Origin of the sequence: Acinetobacter sp. RW6 (assembly GCF_041956835.1) — a bacterium.
Lineage (GTDB): Bacteria > Pseudomonadota > Gammaproteobacteria > Pseudomonadales > Moraxellaceae > Acinetobacter > Acinetobacter calcoaceticus.
The window spans coordinates 3072928-3088242 of the sequence record NZ_CP167121.1; the positions used below are offsets into that span (position 1 = coordinate 3072928).

Genomic DNA, 15315 nt, shown 5'->3' on the forward strand with positions numbered 1-15315 from the left:
TAAAAAAGCCACCCAAAGGTGGCTTTTTTATTTTTAATTTATATTACTGTTCGTCATCTGACTCGCGTTTCGGTAAATCATTTACCGCTTTCTCGATCAGACCAAACATATAGTTACCATACGCATTAGTCTTATCATAATGGAAACGCAATCTTGGCGTAATACGTGTCTTGATACGACGGCTCAATTCATGACGCAAGAAACCAGAAGCTTTATTTAATACGTCTAAAGTTTCTTTATTTGCTGCTTCACTTTGCTCATCACCAAGCTCACGTCCCATTACAGTGACATAAACTTCAGCATAACCCATATCTGCACTAACTTTCACCGCAGAGATGGTCACTAGACCACCTAAGCGAGGATCTTTAAGCTCCTGACGGATCAGCTCAGACAACTCACGTTGTACTGAATCCGCCATGCGCTTTAAGCGTTGGCTACCCGCCATTAAAGACTCCGTTTAATCAATTGAACATCATAGACTTCGATCTTATCTTTCACTTTGATGTCTTTATAACCTTTCACCGCAAGACCACATTCCATACCGGCACGAACTTCTTCAACCACTTCTTTATAGCGACGAAGAGATTCAAGCTCACCTTGGAACACAACCACGTCATCACGTAATACGCGAATCGGTTTATTACGATGCAATACACCTTCAAGTACCATACAGCCTGCTGCTGCACCAAACTTACTTGAGTGGAATACTTCACGTACTTCAGCAACACCCAAGATAGTTTCACGATGTTCAGGAGCAAGTTTACCACTCATGGCATCTTTCACATCATCAATCAATTCATAGATGATGCTGTAGTAACGAATATCGATACCATCTTGGTCACTTCTCTGACGAGCAGTCGTATCGGCACGAACGTTAAAGCCCAACAATACAGCTTCTGAAGATTCAGCAAGAATCACATCAGACTCAGTAATCGCACCAACACCCGAACTAATTACACGAACTTTTACTTCATCAGTAGATAATTCATGTAAAGCTGCATTCAATGCTTCTAAAGTACCACGTACGTCAGTTCTTAAAACAACGTTCACTGTAGGAACATCTTTTTTGCCCATTGACGACATGATATTTTCAAGACGCATTGCGCTTTGACGATCAATACGTTTTTGACGTTCACGGTCAGCACGAGCATCAGCAACTTCACGTGCTTTCTTCTCGTCATTTACAACAAGAACTTCATCACCTGCCATTGGAGCATCTGGAAGACCCAGAATTTCTACTGGAATAGATGGTCCTGCTGATTTAATAGGCTTACCATTTTCATCAGACATTGCACGGACACGACCGTATGATGAACCTGCAAGAACAAGGTCACCAATGTTTAATGTACCGTTTTGAACAAGAATAGAAGTTACTGCACCACGGCCTTTATCAACACGCGCTTCAATAACAACACCTTGCGCAGCACCTTCAGCAGATGCTTTTAATTCCATCAATTCTGATTGAATAAGAATTAAATCAAGAAGTTCATCAATTCCTTGTCCACTGTGCGCAGAAACCTTAGCAATCGGAACATCACCACCCCATTCTTCTGGAACGATTTGTTTCGTTGTTAATTCATTTAACACACGGTCTACATCAGCAGATTCTTTATCCATTTTGTTGATTGCAACAATAATTGGAGTACCTGCTGCGCGCGCATGGTCAATTGCTTCTGCAGTTTGTGGCATTACACCGTCATCTGCTGCAACAACCAATACAACGATATCCGTTGCTTTAGCACCACGTGCACGCATTGAAGTAAACGCAGCATGTCCCGGTGTATCAAGGAATGTAATGATTCCTTTGTCTGTTTCAACGTGATATGCACCAATATGCTGGGTAATACCACCTGCTTCGCCTGCCGCTACTTTCGAACGACGGATACGGTCAAGCAATGATGTTTTACCATGGTCAACGTGACCCATAATGGTAACAACTGGCGGACGAGTTGTTTGCTCACCACGTGCTTCTTCAGCCGCTTCAAGCAAGTTATCTTCCGCTTGTGTATCAGAAACTAAAACAGGGTTATGGCCCATTTCTTCAACAACAAGTGCTGCTATATCTTGATCAATAGCTTGTTCTTGATTAACCAACTCACCCATTTTCATAAGTGATTTGATAACTTCACGTACTTTAATCGCCATTTTTTGAGCAAGATCGGCAACAACAATGCTTGAACCGATTTCTACATCATAAACTTGCTTTTTAACTGGCTTTTCAAATCCATGCTTATTTGCTTGGCTTGATTTTAAACCGCGTTTGTTATGGTTAACAAAGCTTTGCTCTTCTTGACCACGACGACCACCTTTTTTACCCGCACGTGGGTTAGTGGTTGCGCCACCGCGTTTAATTTCACGGTCTTCTTGCTTAAATGAATCTTCATAAGCCTGGCCAACTAGACCTGAAGCAAGTGGAGAATCATCAATCACACGAATTGTCGTAGTAGCTTCGTCATTTGAATACTTAGACGCCATTTTGCGCATTTGTTCAAGTGTACGTTGCTGAGCTTCTTCAGCCGCTTTACGACGCGCAGCTTCTTCAGTCGCTTTTAACTGAGCTGTTTGTGCTTCACGCGCTTTCTTTTGCTCTAATGTTTCTGCTGGTTTTGGTGCAGGTTTTACTGTACCACCACCACGTCTTTTCACGACTACAGCAGCTTTAGGAGCTGTCTGTGCAGCGCTATCTTGTTGATGAGCAACACGCATAGCATCTAAAGTTGCTTTTGCTTTTTGCTCTGTTTGAAGACGCGCGTTTTGCTGTGCAGTGTCACGCGTTTGCTGTTCTACACGTGTTTTAGCTTCAGCTTCTGCACGTGCTTTAGCTTCAGCTGCAATTTGTTCAGGGTTTGGTTTAGCAAAAACCTGTTTTTTACGTACTTCTACGTTAATTGTTTTTGCTTTACCTGAAGTACTTGCAACTTTAGCGGTACTGGTTGTTTTACGTTTCAACGCAATTTTTCCTGTGTTACCACTTTCCTGACCATGCACTTTTTTCAAATGATTGACTAAAGTATCCTGTTGTTCAGTGGTAATAATATCGTCTGCTGTACGTTGAGGCAAACCTGCTTCACGAGCCTGTTCTAGGAGCTTCTCAACAGGACGTTCTACACTGAGAGCTAACTCTTTAATCGACTTGTCCGTCATATTTCATCTCCTAGTTAAACCATGATTCGCGAGCTTTCATGATCAATTGACCTGCTTTTTCATGATCAAGACCTTCAATATCAGAGATATCATCAGTAGCCTGATCTGCCAAATCGTCGACAGTAATAATACCGCGCGCGGCAAGCGAGTAAGCGATCTCAGAAGTCATGCCTTCCATAGTTAGAAGGTCTGCGCTCGGTTCTTGAATATTTTCTTGCTGTTTCAAAGCATCAGTAAGTGCTGCTTCTTTTGCACGACTTTGCAATAACTCAACCAATTCAGCATCAAGCTCAATTTCGTCAAAAGTTTCAGCTGGAACATAAGCAATCTCTTCTAAAGAGGTAAAGCCCATTTCCACTAATGCCATTGCTAAATCTTCTTCAATATCGAGACGTGATACAAACATGTCAAGATATTGCTGAGCTTCATTTTGCTGACGAGCACGATACTCTTCTTCAAGCATCATGTCGAGTTTGTAGCCAGTTAAATCAGAAGCTAAGCGAACGTTCTGGCCTTGTGAGCCAATCGCACGAGCCAATTGATCGCTGGTTGCAAAAATAATATCGGCACTTCTTGCATCTTCATCAAGCACGATGCCTGAAACATCAGCTGGTTCTAATGCACTTGCAATGTACTGAGCTGGATCATCAGACCAGACCACTACATCAATACGTTCACCGTTTAACTCTTGTTGTACTGCTTGAATACGCGTACCACGCATACCAATACATGCACCGACAGGGTCAATACGATGGTCATTTGTTTTCACTGCAATTTTAGCACGAACGCCTGGTTGACGTGCCGCTGCTTTAATTTCAATAATTTCTTCAGAAATCTCAGGAATTTCTTTTTTCATTAAAGCAATTAACATTTCAGGCTTAGCGCGTGATAACAACAACTGAGCGCCACGACCTTCACGGTTCACATTGTATAAAATAGCGTTCATACGTTGTTTCGGGCGAAGAATTTCTTTAGGAATCATTTCTTCGCGCGCAAGATAAGCTTCTGCGTTGTCGCCTAAATCGATAATAAAGCCATCTTTGGTTTGTTTTTTCACTTCACCGTAAATCAACTCACCAACTTTAGACTCGTATGCATCAGCAACTAAAGCACGCTCAGCTTCACGAATTTTTTGTACAATAACTTGTTTTGCAATTTGTGCAGCGATACGACCAAACTCAATAGATTCTACTTCGAGTTCACGTACATCACCAATTGACCATTTAGATGGGTCAAGGTCAGAAATCGCATCTTGGCAAGCTGGCATTTCATGATCTTCATCTGCCACAACAGTCCATTGACGGAACGTACTGTAATCACCAGTTTTACGATCAATTTCTACACGAAGCTGAGCTTCTTCAGCATGCGTACCTTCGTAAAATCTTTTCTTCGTTGCGGCAACTAGAGCTTGTTCTAAAGCCTCGAAGATCGCTTCACGACTAACACCTTTTTCATTACTAACCGTTTCAACAACGGTAAGAATTTCGCGGCCCATAAGTCACCTACCGATTTCTTATAAAATTTAAATAAATTTAATCTTGATAGATCAAGTTTGCTTTATCGATATTGTTGCTGTCGATCTCAAGCACGTGCTGCCCATCAACTTCAACCTGAATTTCTTCATTTTCAAGGTCTACTAAGATAAGTTTTGCTTGAAATTTACGACGGTTTTCTACTGCTGCAATCAAACGCAAAGCAATTTGTTGTCCAATGTAGCCTTGTAACTGTTCTAGTTGAAAAAATGGACGATCCCAGCCCGGGGAAGAAACTTCTAATGAATACTCACCTGAAATTGGATCATGAACATCCAGCATTGCGCCGACTTGTTGTGTTACACGCACACAATCTTGTACACCAATACCACGGCCTTGTTCTACTTCGCCATCTTCATCAAGTACAGGCTCAGCATCTTCACTTACCGCTTTGTCGATATAAATACGCAATAATGAACGTTTGCCTTGTGGGAGAAACTCGATTCCCCAAAGGTCGACACCACATGCTTGTACTGCAGGAACAATTAAGTCATGCAATGCTTGGGATTTATTTGATAATTTCATTTACTCTCGTCATTCTCGTGCGATTCAATCGGTTGTTTTAACCGACACAGACCTACTATAGTGAAGCATGACTATTTGACCAATTGATGTCGAAACTACACGATAGCGATACGATAACCAATAAAAAAGGGCGTTAATCGCCCCTGTCTTGCACAGAAAACAATAGTCCACTGTGCAAAAAGGCCCACTTGTTTGTGAGCCTCTTTTAAGAAACTTGGTAGCGGGAGCTGGATTTGAACCAACGACCTTCGGGTTATGAGCCCGACGAGCTACCAGACTGCTCCATCCCGCAACAACGTGCAAAAATTATATACAAATATCAAATAAAGTCAATGTAAACTTACTAGATATTTGCCTGATTAAGTTGCACCTTAATCAAATTGGTAGCGGGAGCTGGATTTGAACCAACGACCTTCGGGTTATGAGCCCGACGAGCTACCAGACTGCTCCATCCCGCAACAAAAACAAACCACACGCATCAACTTTCTGGTTAAAAGCTGGTGCGGAAGGGGGGACTTGAACCCCCACGCCCGAAGGCACTACCACCTCAAGGTAGCGTGTCTACCAATTCCACCACCACCGCAGCTTGTGGGACGCATTCTAGTGCTTCCCACCACAAAAGGAAAGCCCTATTTCGAATTATTGACTCGTTTTTGGTGCAGTTGGCGAAGTTTCAGGCAATGTGCTTGGTGTTGGCGCAGTAGTTTGTACAGTTTTTAGACTATAAGCCTCTGTAGTTTGCTTTTTCGCAAAAACAGCTAGGGTTAAACTAGTCACAAAAAACAAGGCTGTTAACACAGCAGTAAGGCGAGTAAGGAAGTTAGCTGAACCCGATGCACCAAATACAGTGGCTGCTCCGCCGCCGCCAAAAGAGGCACCCGCATCCGCACCTTTACCGTGTTGCACTAGAATCAAGCCAATCATCAGTACCGCTAAAATAATATGTACGATCAGTACAAAAGAGTGCATACCCTATCCTCGTTATTTACTTTGTGCAAAGGCTTCTACGATTTGATAAAAAGATGCTGCATTTAACGAAGCACCTCCAACCAACGCGCCATTAATATCTGGACATGCTGCCAACTCGACTGCATTTTCAGCTTTTACACTACCGCCATATAAAATCGCAATGTCTGGACCCGCTGAGGTAATCTGACTTAAACCTTCACGGATTTTAGCATGCATTGCCTGTGCATCTTGTGGTGAAGCAGTTTTACCTGTACCAATTGCCCAGATTGGCTCATAAGCAATTACAATTTGCTTTTGCCATTGTTCTGCTGTAACTACAGGAGCTATATCACAGATTTGTTGCAATACAACCTGCTCTGCCAAATCTTGTTCACGCTGTTCGAGACTTTCACCCACACAATAAATGACAGTTAAGCCTGCATTTAAAGAATTTTGGAGTTTTGCCTTCAAAATTTCAACGTTATCACCTAATAAATCACGGCGTTCAGAGTGACCCACCAATACAAAATTAATTTGGCTATCTTTTAATAATTCTGCACTGACTTCACCAGTATAGGCGCCTGTACCTGCTACACGCGATACATCTTGTGCAACTGTATATACTGTTCTTGCAGCATCTTGCAATTGTGTTTGTACCATTGCAAGTGCAATAGAAACTGGAGCAACCCCGACATGGCAGCTTTCATCTGCAATTTGGTTTTGTTGCAATAGTTGTTTAAATTCTTCTATAAGTTGTTTGGCATTGGCACGCATTGGGTTCATTTTCCAGTTGCCAACTACCCAAGGCGTAATCGTCGAACCCGACATACGGCTCACCTTTCATCAAAAATGCAGCACATTCTACACGCATTTCTACAAATTTCAGATACTTTTCTTTAACGGCTTTGCTCATATCTTTTCTACTATTTGAAAACAGTAATAAAACTTTATTGAGCCTAAAGCCTTAGCTTTTAAAAATTAATGAATAAAAACTTCGACTGGTTCAAGCTTTGATAAGCGGATCAAGACCAGAGCATCATTTTCTCAGGTAGTAATTTTAGATAACAAAAGTATAATTTTTTATATACCAATTATAAACATATGAGCACAGGTAGGCAGATGTCAGTCATACATACATCTCCAAAATTTTCGGGGTTTTTTCGACGATTAGTCGAAGAAAAACATGTGTCGGCAGCGACCATGCAAACAGCATTAGATGCAGCAAAAAGAGCTAAACAGGATACAGTTTCGTACCTGATTGAAGAGGTTCATCTCTCCCCTTCTTTATTAGCTGAAACAATTTCTATTGAATTTGCTGAACCATATTTTGATCTGGATGTTTACGATACCAGCCAGATTCCTAAAGATTTGGTCGACCAGAAACTGATTTTAAAACATCGGATCTTGCCTCTCGTACAAAGAGGACAGATTTTATATGTTGCAATCAGTAATCCTAGTAACATTGAAGCTATTGATGCTATTCGCTTCAACAGCAAGCTTATGGTTGAACCGGTTATTGTCGAGCACCATAAACTTGAGAAAATTCTGGCGCAGCAATTTACTGAAGAAAGTAGTTTCGAGTTTAGTGATGAAGAGTTTGATCTTGATGTAGATCTTGATACTTCAACCGCCCCAGAAGAGGATGATGACACTCCTCAGGGCGATGAAGCACCTATTGTTAAATATGTTAACAAGTTATTAATAGATGCGATTCGTATGGGGGCTTCAGACTTGCATTTCGAACCCTATGAGAAATCGTATCGGGTCCGTTATCGGGTCGATGGCGTTTTGCGTCAGATTGCAAATCCGCCTTTGCAACTGGCTAACCGTTTGGCTTCACGCTTAAAAGTGATGTCTCAAATGGACATTTCTGAAAAGCGTGTCCCTCAAGATGGTCGTATCAAACTCAAGCTATCGAAATCTAAAGCAATTGATTTTCGTGTGAACTCTCTTCCGACTTTATTTGGTGAAAAGCTAGTTCTACGTATTCTCGATCCATCTAGTGCCATGCTGGGAATTGATGCTCTAGGATATGAAGAAGATCAAAAAGCACTCTTTATGGAAGCATTAGATAAGCCACAAGGTATGCTTTTAATTACTGGTCCTACAGGTTCTGGTAAAACAGTATCCTTATATACAGGCCTCAACATTTTAAATACTGAAAGCTCCAATATTTCTACTGCCGAAGATCCAGTCGAAATTAACCTTGAAGGTATTAATCAGGTTAACGTGAACCCTAAAGTAGGTCTTACTTTTTCGGCTGCGCTTAAATCATTTTTACGTCAGGACCCTGACATTATTATGGTCGGTGAGATTCGTGATTTAGAAACAGCTGAAATCGCGATTAAAGCTGCTCAGACGGGCCATATGGTAATGTCCACACTACATACTAACAGTGCCCCTGAAACACTTACTCGTCTACGCAATATGGGAGTTCCATCTTTTAATATTGCGACATCGGTCAATTTGGTTATTGCTCAACGTTTGGCACGTCGATTATGCCCTCAATGTAAGCTGCCTAGTGACATTCCTAAACAAAGCCTATTAGAAATGGGTTTTACAGAACAAGATCTAACACATCCCGATTTTCAAGTTTTTCAACCGGTCGGTTGTCCTGAATGTCGTGAGGGTTACAAAGGTCGAGTAGGTATTTATGAGGTAATGAAAGTCACACCTGAGATTTCCAAGATTATTATGGAAGATGGCAATGCTTTAGAAATCGCTGCTGCTTCTGAAAAATTGGGGTTTAGTAATCTGCGTCGCTCAGGTTTAAAGAAAGTCATGCAAGGTGTTACTTCTTTACAAGAAGTCAACCGCGTGACCAGTGAATAAAAGACAATTTAAAATAAGGATAATGTCATGACTGTCAAAAAGGCACAATTGATGCCGACTTTTGCTTATGAAGGGGTTGACCGTAAAGGCGTAAAAATTAAGGGGGAACTTCCAGCTAAAAATATGGCTTTAGCTAAAGTCACCCTACGCAAACAAGGTGTAACAGTCCGTAATATTCGGGAAAAGCGTAAAAATATTCTTGAAGGTTTATTTAAGAAAAAAGTATCAACGCTCGATATCACGATTTTCACACGACAACTTGCAACCATGATGAAAGCTGGTGTTCCACTGGTACAAGGCTTTGAAATTGTGGCGGAAGGTTTAGAAAACCCAGCGATGCGCGAGGTGGTGCTCGGTATTAAAGGTGAAGTTGAAGGTGGCGGTACTTTTGCCTCAGCTTTAAGAAAGTATCCTCAGCACTTCGACAAACTGTTTTGTTCTCTTGTAGAGTCTGGCGAACAATCTGGTGCGCTTGAAACCATGCTAGATCGTGTGGCAATTTACAAAGAAAAAAGTGAATTGCTCAAGCAGAAAATCAAGAAAGCCATGAAGTACCCAGCAACGGTTATTGTAGTTGCTGTAGTTGTTACCATTATTTTGATGGTTAAAGTAGTTCCTGTCTTCCAAGACCTGTTTTCTTCCTTTGGCGCAGATTTGCCTGCGTTTACACAAATGGTCGTAAATATGTCGAAATGGATGCAGGAATACTGGTTCATTATGATTATTGTAATTGGTGCAATTATTGCTGCTTTTATGGAAGCTAAAAAGCGCAGTAAAAAATTCCGTGATGGCTTAGACAAACTCACGCTTAAGTTGCCTATCTTTGGTGATCTTGTTTACAAGGCGATTATTGCCCGCTACAGCCGTACTTTAGCAACCACTTTTGCAGCAGGTGTTCCGCTCATTGATGCACTTGAATCAACAGCTGGTGCAACCAATAATGTTATTTATGAACAAGCTGTAATGAAAATTCGTGAAGATGTTGCAACAGGTCAACAACTCCAATTTGCGATGCGCGTTTCAAATCGTTTTCCATCTATGGCTATACAAATGGTCGCAATTGGTGAAGAATCTGGTGCACTAGACAGCATGCTAGATAAAGTTGCCACCTACTATGAAAATGAAGTTGATAATGCCGTTGATGGCTTAACTTCAATGATGGAACCTTTAATTATGGCAATCTTAGGGGTACTTGTAGGCGGTCTGGTTATTGCTATGTATCTTCCAATTTTCCAAATGGGCTCAGTCGTGTAATGCAAGAAATTATTGCTTATTTTATTCAAAACTTAACTGCACTTTATATTGCAGTTGCACTATTGAGCCTGTGTATTGGTAGCTTTTTGAATGTGGTGATTTATCGCACCCCAAAAATGATGGAACAAGATTGGCACCAAGAATGTCAAATGCTACTCGATCCTGAACAACCAATCATTGATCATGAAAAACTGACATTAAGTAAGCCTGCTTCATCATGCCCCCAATGTCACCAGACCATTCGCTGGTATCAAAATATTCCTGTCATAAGTTGGCTGGTTTTAAAAGGTAAATGTGGGCATTGTGAGCACGCAATTAGCATGCGCTACCCAGCCATCGAACTATTAACAATGGCATGTTCACTGGTTGTGGTCATGGTGTTTGGCCCAACCATACAAATGCTTTTTGGACTAGTCCTGACTTGGGTTTTAATTGCTTTAACATTTATTGATTTTGATACTCAGCTGCTACCCGACCGTTTTACCTTACCTTTGGCCGCACTGGGTTTAGGCATTAATACCTTTAGCATCTACACCACACCCACCTCAGCCATTTGGGGTTACTTAATTGGTTTTTTATGCCTGTGGATTGTGTATTACCTATTTAAAGTAATTACCGGCAAAGAAGGCATGGGCTACGGCGACTTTAAGTTGCTTGCGGCATTAGGTGCATGGATGGGGCCATTGATGCTGCCATTAATTGTGCTATTGTCATCTTTACTAGGTGCAATTATTGGCATCATTTTACTAAAATTACGCAATGACAATCAGCCCTTTGCCTTTGGGCCGTATATTGCCATTGCTGGCTGGGTTGCCTTTTTATGGGGTGACCAAATTATGAAAATCTATTTGGGAGGTTAAGATGGCTTTTATTCTGGGAGTCACAGGTGGAATTGGCAGTGGAAAATCTGCTGCAACACAATGGTTTGAATCCCAAGGAATACAAGTCGTCGACGCCGACATCGTTGCTCGCGAAGTGGTTGAAAAAGGCCAACCTGCCCTTCAAAAAATTCAACAAACTTTTGGAGATTGGGTACTTCAACCTGATGGAAGCCTAGATCGTCGCGCCCTACGCGAATATATTTTTCAAAACCCTGAAGCAAGACAAACACTTGAGAAAATTACGCATCCAGCCATTCGCCAATCTATTATTCAGCAGTTGCAAAACCAAAAAAGTCCTTATGTGATTTTAGTTTCACCACTACTTTTTGAAACCAACCAGCATGAATTGGTTAACCACACGTTATTAGTTGATGCTAGTGAACAAACTCAAATTCAGCGTGCAAGCCAACGCGATGGACAAAACCAAGAACAAATCCAGAAAATTATTGCGGCGCAAATGCCACGTGATCGAAAACGTGAACTTGCCAATGACATTGTGTTTAATGACGGATTACTCGAACATTTACATCAACAATTAGAGCCCTTACATCAAAGTTATTTGAAACGTACAGACTAATCTGGCTCATTTTGCTGTCTAATTTTTTGTGCCAAGCTATCTGGTCGAAACCATCGCCAAGGTTGTAAAGCACCGATTCCCATTCCGACCAAGCCCACAACAATCGATGGGCTTAACGCCTCCCCTAACAGAGGTACGGCCAATATGGCTGCAATAAAAGGCGCCAAAGTGACAATGCTTCCAGTTTTAAAAGCACCAAGCCGCTGAATGGCTGCCACATAAGTCAAAGTTGCAATAATGACTACGAACACACCATGAAAAATGCCTTGTATGGCTAAATGAACAGGGCTGACTTCCATGAAATGCTTAGGCAAAAATAAAACATAGATGGGCAAATAAATAATTGCAGACCAAATCGCAACACTTGCCATTGAGTGCCATGCAGACAGTTTCCACTGTTTAAGTAACACAGTGAAAATACCCCACCAAATCGCACTAACAAAAAGGAGTAGATCACCTATTCCAAAAGCAGAAGCATTACCTTGCAGCATCAAAACACTCATGAGACCTAAAGCAGCAATCATGATTGCCAAACTAGCCCATGTATGTTTATCAAAGGGTTGTCTAAATAAAATATATGCTGCAAATGCAGTACAAATTGGAATACAGCCATTTAAGAAAATTGCAGCGTGAGCGGCGGGAGCATAGAGAAATGCGGTGTAGACGGTAAGGCAATAAATGACCCCACCAATCAAGGCCAAAATAACCGCATGCTTACTCCATAAAAAAGCGAGATCTTTTTTATAGATCAGAATAGGCATTAAAATTAAGAAGGCTATAGCGAAGCGCAGTGCGGCAATATCCCAAGCACTGATGTGCCACTGTGCATTTAAACGGGCAAAAAGCGTAAACCCGCCCCAAATGCACATGGTCACCAATACAAAGAAATAACCTTGCTTACGGGGAGACATATCAAGATGACTTAAAAACTAGAAAGGCAGCTAAATTATACTTCAGAACGCTGGCGGCAAGCCTCATAAAGAGCCATACCAGTCGCTACACTGACATTTAGACTTTGTAGATTTCCTGCCATCGGAATATAAACTTTATGATCACACTGCGCCTGTGTAATAGGACGCAAACCGGTATCTTCAGCTCCCATCACAATCACGACTGGGCCAGAAAAATCGCATTTTTGAAGTGGCAACGCACTTTCATCAAGCATAGTGCCAATCACACGCACATGCGTTGTTTCTTTAAGATGAGCCAATGTACGAGCTAAGTTTGTGACTTGAATGAATTTAACTTTCTCGGCCCCACCCGCTGCAACTTTACGAGCAGTTGGCGTTAAACTTGCCGCACGATCACGAGGAACGATGACCGCTTGCACGCCCATCGCAGCGGCAGTACGAATACAAGCCCCTAAGTTATGTGGGTCTGTCACTTGATCTAATGCCAACAACAAGGCATCTGGAGTTTCACTTAAGATTTGATCAAGATCTTGCTCATTTAAGACAGGATGCGGACGAACTGCTGCAACTACGCCTTGATGAAATGGTAGACCTGCAAGTTTTTCAAGACTATCGCGGCTTGCTTTTTGTACACTGATTCCAAAAGGCTCTGCCAATTGCAAAATCTTTTGCAAACGCTGATCATCCCGTCCTTTTAAAGTAAACAGGGTTAGCACACGCTCCGGCTCAAGTTCTAGCAATGACTCCACTGAATGAACGCCATAATAATATTCCTGTTTTGCCATGCATGACCTCTAACAACGTTTGAGCAAAAAAATAAAAATCCTGCAAAGCCAACTTCACAGGATTTCTTTGGGCATAGTGTACCCGATTTGAACAGGAATTTCTTAGCCTTCTAAATGGCACACATAATCGAGGACTTCATCAGTTTCGATTTTGAAAACGCTATTTCCAGGCACGTAAAATGATTGGCCTGCACGGAACAATTCACTTTCATTACTGTCCGCAATTGTTACGCGACATTCACCTGAAATAATTTCCATACGCTCAGGGACATGCGTTTCAAAAGTTAAGGCTTGCTCAGTCGGCAAAATAACACCTAGTGTTTTTTTCGTTCCATCTTCAAATTGCACGGTATGGCTGATACATGCTCCACCAAAATAAACGTTTGATTTTTTGATGACCGTTACATGATCAAATTGGTTTGTACTCATGCACATTCTCCAGATAATGCCATATTTATATAAATTATGATGAATGTAGTTTAATTGTGCCTAAATAACTAATCAATCAGTTTTCATACGGATAGACTTGTAATTTCCACTGCTCGGCCTGAATTTTTTTGGCAAAAGCATGAGGTAAATTAATCTCAATATTTCGACTATTCGACACAATTGCATCGTATCTGCAAACTTCGACCTGATTTTCATCTAGGAGTACCCAACACACTCTTTGTGCTGTTGGATGGGCAACTGCTGTAGCAACTACTGGTGAACCGTCATTCATTCCTACATGAAAATTTTCACTGTCATTTTGCATTAACGCCAGATCATAAGCTGGAAAATCGATAGCATCTGAATCAAATTGCTGGCTATCGTGTATCAGCACACTCTGTTTTAAAGTCGGCCAAATACAATAACGCAAATAATGTTGATCCATCACCCGATTATCCAGATAACGCCCGGTGGCAACATAATCTCTGATATGTGCTTCAATATTATGAAAAATCCCCGTACATCCGCCCCACATTCCAGCCAGAATTAGTTCGGTATGAGAATAGTTATCTCGCATTAAATGAAACCATTTATCACTCTTGAGCCACGCATCTACAGCCGCCTTTTCACGGTACGACACAATCGAGTCAGCATCACGTATAAGAAAACGCTTAATTGTTGGATCATCCATCACAAAAAATCGCCAGAACAGCCCTGATAGTTGTTTTTGGGAGTCCGTCACTGGTACCACTTGCGCACCTTTCTCTTTTAAACGCTGTTGCACAAGCACTGGAACGGTATCATCGACATAAAATCGGCATGTCCACTCTGGATAAACTTGTTTGGCTAACTCAGTATTTAAAATAGAGGTTTCACAATAACGCGGGTTTGCCCCAAACAATGAAAGGGCAATAATATTTTCTTGAGGGTTTGAACTAAACTCTGGAGGCGCATGATTGGGAATAGGCAAAACAGGTTCGTTCTTAGCCAATTCTTTTTTAGTTGTAATTGCCAAGCGTCCAAATTTTATTGTTTCTTCTTTTTTATTTAAATGATGACAAACTTCTGTTAATCCATCATATAAATTTGTATTTACAGCTGAACCACTTACCTGAATCGCTTGCAAATAGTGTTGATAGGCATCGTTATAACGGCGTAAGCGTAGCTCGGTATATGCCAAATCGGATAATGCTCCCGGATGCTTGGGAACTAAATTAACAGCTTGTTTAACATGTTGATAAGCTTTGGCATAATCTCCTTGTGCGGCTGCCTGTTTAAATGCATTAAAATGTTGATTTAAAATTTTATTCATTTCCGCAGGATTGTTTTTTTTATGACGGTTGATCATCCCTATTGGTGGTTTCGGTAAGCTTAATGTTTTTTTCATTGTAAATATCCGCAATCTTGCTGTTCTATAATTTCAGTTAGAATAATAGATCACTTGTAGCAAATTCAAAACTTCTCTATCTTTAACCCATAATTTGGCGCGTTGGATGC

General features: G+C 41.3%; 14 protein-coding genes and 3 tRNA genes. 4 read left to right on the forward strand and 13 right to left on the reverse strand.

The features are described 5' to 3' along the window. Positions 1–43 precede the first annotated feature (43 nt). The 9 genes from ACB088_RS14515 to tpiA all read right to left on the reverse strand — a co-directional run bounded on the left by ACB088_RS14515 (position 44) and on the right by tpiA (position 6977). Positions 44–445, reverse strand: coding sequence for a ribosome-binding factor A (locus ACB088_RS14515; protein ID WP_003654587.1), 402 nt, complete (start codon positions 443–445; stop codon positions 44–46). Beyond that, positions 445–3144, reverse strand: coding sequence for a translation initiation factor IF-2 (gene infB / locus ACB088_RS14520; RefSeq protein ID WP_198496444.1), 2700 nt, complete (start codon positions 3142–3144; stop codon positions 445–447). Before infB ends, ACB088_RS14515 begins: the two co-directional genes overlap by 1 nt. Before the next feature lie 10 nt (positions 3145–3154). Next, positions 3155–4639, reverse strand: coding sequence for a transcription termination factor NusA (nusA, locus tag ACB088_RS14525; RefSeq protein ID WP_003654584.1), 1485 nt, complete (start codon positions 4637–4639; stop codon positions 3155–3157). 37 nt (positions 4640–4676) lie between these two features. Then, positions 4677–5201: a ribosome maturation factor RimP gene (rimP, locus tag ACB088_RS14530; protein WP_375037296.1), complete on the reverse strand. Its 525-nt coding sequence runs from the start codon at positions 5199–5201 to the stop codon at positions 4677–4679. A gap of 215 nt (positions 5202–5416) precedes the next feature. Beyond that, positions 5417–5493: transfer RNA gene (locus ACB088_RS14535), tRNA-Met, on the reverse strand. Positions 5494–5582: 89 nt separating this feature from the next. Then, positions 5583–5659, reverse strand: a tRNA-Met gene (locus ACB088_RS14540). A 40-nt stretch (positions 5660–5699) separates the two neighbouring features. Further along, positions 5700–5784: transfer RNA gene (locus tag ACB088_RS14545), tRNA-Leu, on the reverse strand. A 56-nt stretch (positions 5785–5840) separates the two neighbouring features. Further along, a complete protein-coding gene (gene secG, locus ACB088_RS14550; protein WP_092710024.1) occupies positions 5841–6170 on the reverse strand; it encodes a preprotein translocase subunit SecG in 330 nt (109 codons plus the stop codon). 12 nt (positions 6171–6182) lie between these two features. Continuing rightward, positions 6183–6977: a triose-phosphate isomerase gene (tpiA, locus tag ACB088_RS14555; protein WP_003654580.1), complete on the reverse strand. Its 795-nt coding sequence runs from the start codon at positions 6975–6977 to the stop codon at positions 6183–6185. A gap of 291 nt (positions 6978–7268) precedes the next feature. Between tpiA and pilB the strand changes: the two genes are divergently transcribed. Genes pilB through coaE form a run of 4 tightly spaced genes read left to right on the forward strand, consistent with a single transcriptional unit; the run spans position 7269 to position 11693 of the window. After that, positions 7269–8981 (forward strand): type IV-A pilus assembly ATPase PilB, encoded by a 1713-nt coding sequence (gene pilB, locus ACB088_RS14560; RefSeq protein ID WP_375037297.1) that lies wholly within the window; start codon positions 7269–7271, stop codon positions 8979–8981. A 27-nt stretch (positions 8982–9008) separates the two neighbouring features. Then, a complete protein-coding gene (locus tag ACB088_RS14565; protein ID WP_198496440.1) occupies positions 9009–10235 on the forward strand; it encodes a type II secretion system F family protein in 1227 nt (408 codons plus the stop codon). Next, positions 10235–11095 carry a prepilin peptidase gene (locus ACB088_RS14570; RefSeq protein ID WP_375037298.1) on the forward strand — a complete coding sequence of 287 codons (861 nt, stop codon included), beginning with the start codon at positions 10235–10237 and terminating at the stop codon, positions 11093–11095. The genes ACB088_RS14565 and ACB088_RS14570 overlap by 1 nt, the downstream gene beginning before the upstream one ends. Position 11096: 1 nt before the next feature. After that, a complete protein-coding gene (gene coaE, locus ACB088_RS14575; RefSeq protein ID WP_375037299.1) occupies positions 11097–11693 on the forward strand; it encodes a dephospho-CoA kinase in 597 nt (198 codons plus the stop codon). On the opposite strand, the gene ACB088_RS14580 is transcribed toward coaE, so the two are convergent. The 4 genes from ACB088_RS14580 to ACB088_RS14595 all read right to left on the reverse strand — a co-directional run bounded on the left by ACB088_RS14580 (position 11690) and on the right by ACB088_RS14595 (position 15205). Further along, on the reverse strand, positions 11690–12604 hold the full coding sequence (locus ACB088_RS14580) for a DMT family transporter (RefSeq protein WP_375037300.1): 915 nt from the start codon (positions 12602–12604) through the stop codon (positions 11690–11692). The two genes, coaE and ACB088_RS14580, sit on opposite strands and share 4 nt — an antisense overlap. A gap of 35 nt (positions 12605–12639) precedes the next feature. Next, the gene (gene rlmB, locus ACB088_RS14585; RefSeq protein WP_004640838.1) at positions 12640–13389 is read right to left on the reverse strand and encodes a 23S rRNA (guanosine(2251)-2'-O)-methyltransferase RlmB; all 750 of its coding nucleotides are present in this window, start codon (positions 13387–13389) and stop codon (positions 12640–12642) included. Between the two features lie 102 nt (positions 13390–13491). Then, positions 13492–13818 carry a pyrimidine/purine nucleoside phosphorylase gene (locus tag ACB088_RS14590; RefSeq protein ID WP_003654567.1) on the reverse strand — a complete coding sequence of 109 codons (327 nt, stop codon included), beginning with the start codon at positions 13816–13818 and terminating at the stop codon, positions 13492–13494. A 76-nt stretch (positions 13819–13894) separates the two neighbouring features. Further along, positions 13895–15205, reverse strand: a complete 1311-nt coding sequence (locus ACB088_RS14595; RefSeq protein WP_375037301.1) for a tetratricopeptide repeat protein — start codon at positions 15203–15205, stop codon at positions 13895–13897. Positions 15206–15315 lie beyond the last annotated feature (110 nt).

Coding starts and splice junctions, on each gene's coding strand:
- ACB088_RS14515 (WP_003654587.1), bottom strand. CDS start 445: ATGGCGGGTAGCCAACGCTTAAAGCGCATGGCGGATTCAGTACAACGT.
- infB (WP_198496444.1), bottom strand. CDS start 3,144: ATGACGGACAAGTCGATTAAAGAGTTAGCTCTCAGTGTAGAACGTCCT.
- nusA (WP_003654584.1), bottom strand. CDS start 4,639: ATGGGCCGCGAAATTCTTACCGTTGTTGAAACGGTTAGTAATGAAAAA.
- rimP (WP_375037296.1), bottom strand. CDS start 5,201: ATGAAATTATCAAATAAATCCCAAGCATTGCATGACTTAATTGTTCCT.
- secG (WP_092710024.1), bottom strand. CDS start 6,170: ATGCACTCTTTTGTACTGATCGTACATATTATTTTAGCGGTACTGATG.
- tpiA (WP_003654580.1), bottom strand. CDS start 6,977: ATGTCGGGTTCGACGATTACGCCTTGGGTAGTTGGCAACTGGAAAATG.
- pilB (WP_375037297.1), top strand. CDS start 7,269: ATGTCAGTCATACATACATCTCCAAAATTTTCGGGGTTTTTTCGACGA.
- ACB088_RS14565 (WP_198496440.1), top strand. CDS start 9,009: ATGACTGTCAAAAAGGCACAATTGATGCCGACTTTTGCTTATGAAGGG.
- ACB088_RS14570 (WP_375037298.1), top strand. CDS start 10,235: ATGCAAGAAATTATTGCTTATTTTATTCAAAACTTAACTGCACTTTAT.
- coaE (WP_375037299.1), top strand. CDS start 11,097: ATGGCTTTTATTCTGGGAGTCACAGGTGGAATTGGCAGTGGAAAATCT.
- ACB088_RS14580 (WP_375037300.1), bottom strand. CDS start 12,604: ATGTCTCCCCGTAAGCAAGGTTATTTCTTTGTATTGGTGACCATGTGC.
- rlmB (WP_004640838.1), bottom strand. CDS start 13,389: ATGGCAAAACAGGAATATTATTATGGCGTTCATTCAGTGGAGTCATTG.
- ACB088_RS14590 (WP_003654567.1), bottom strand. CDS start 13,818: ATGAGTACAAACCAATTTGATCATGTAACGGTCATCAAAAAATCAAAC.
- ACB088_RS14595 (WP_375037301.1), bottom strand. CDS start 15,205: ATGAAAAAAACATTAAGCTTACCGAAACCACCAATAGGGATGATCAAC.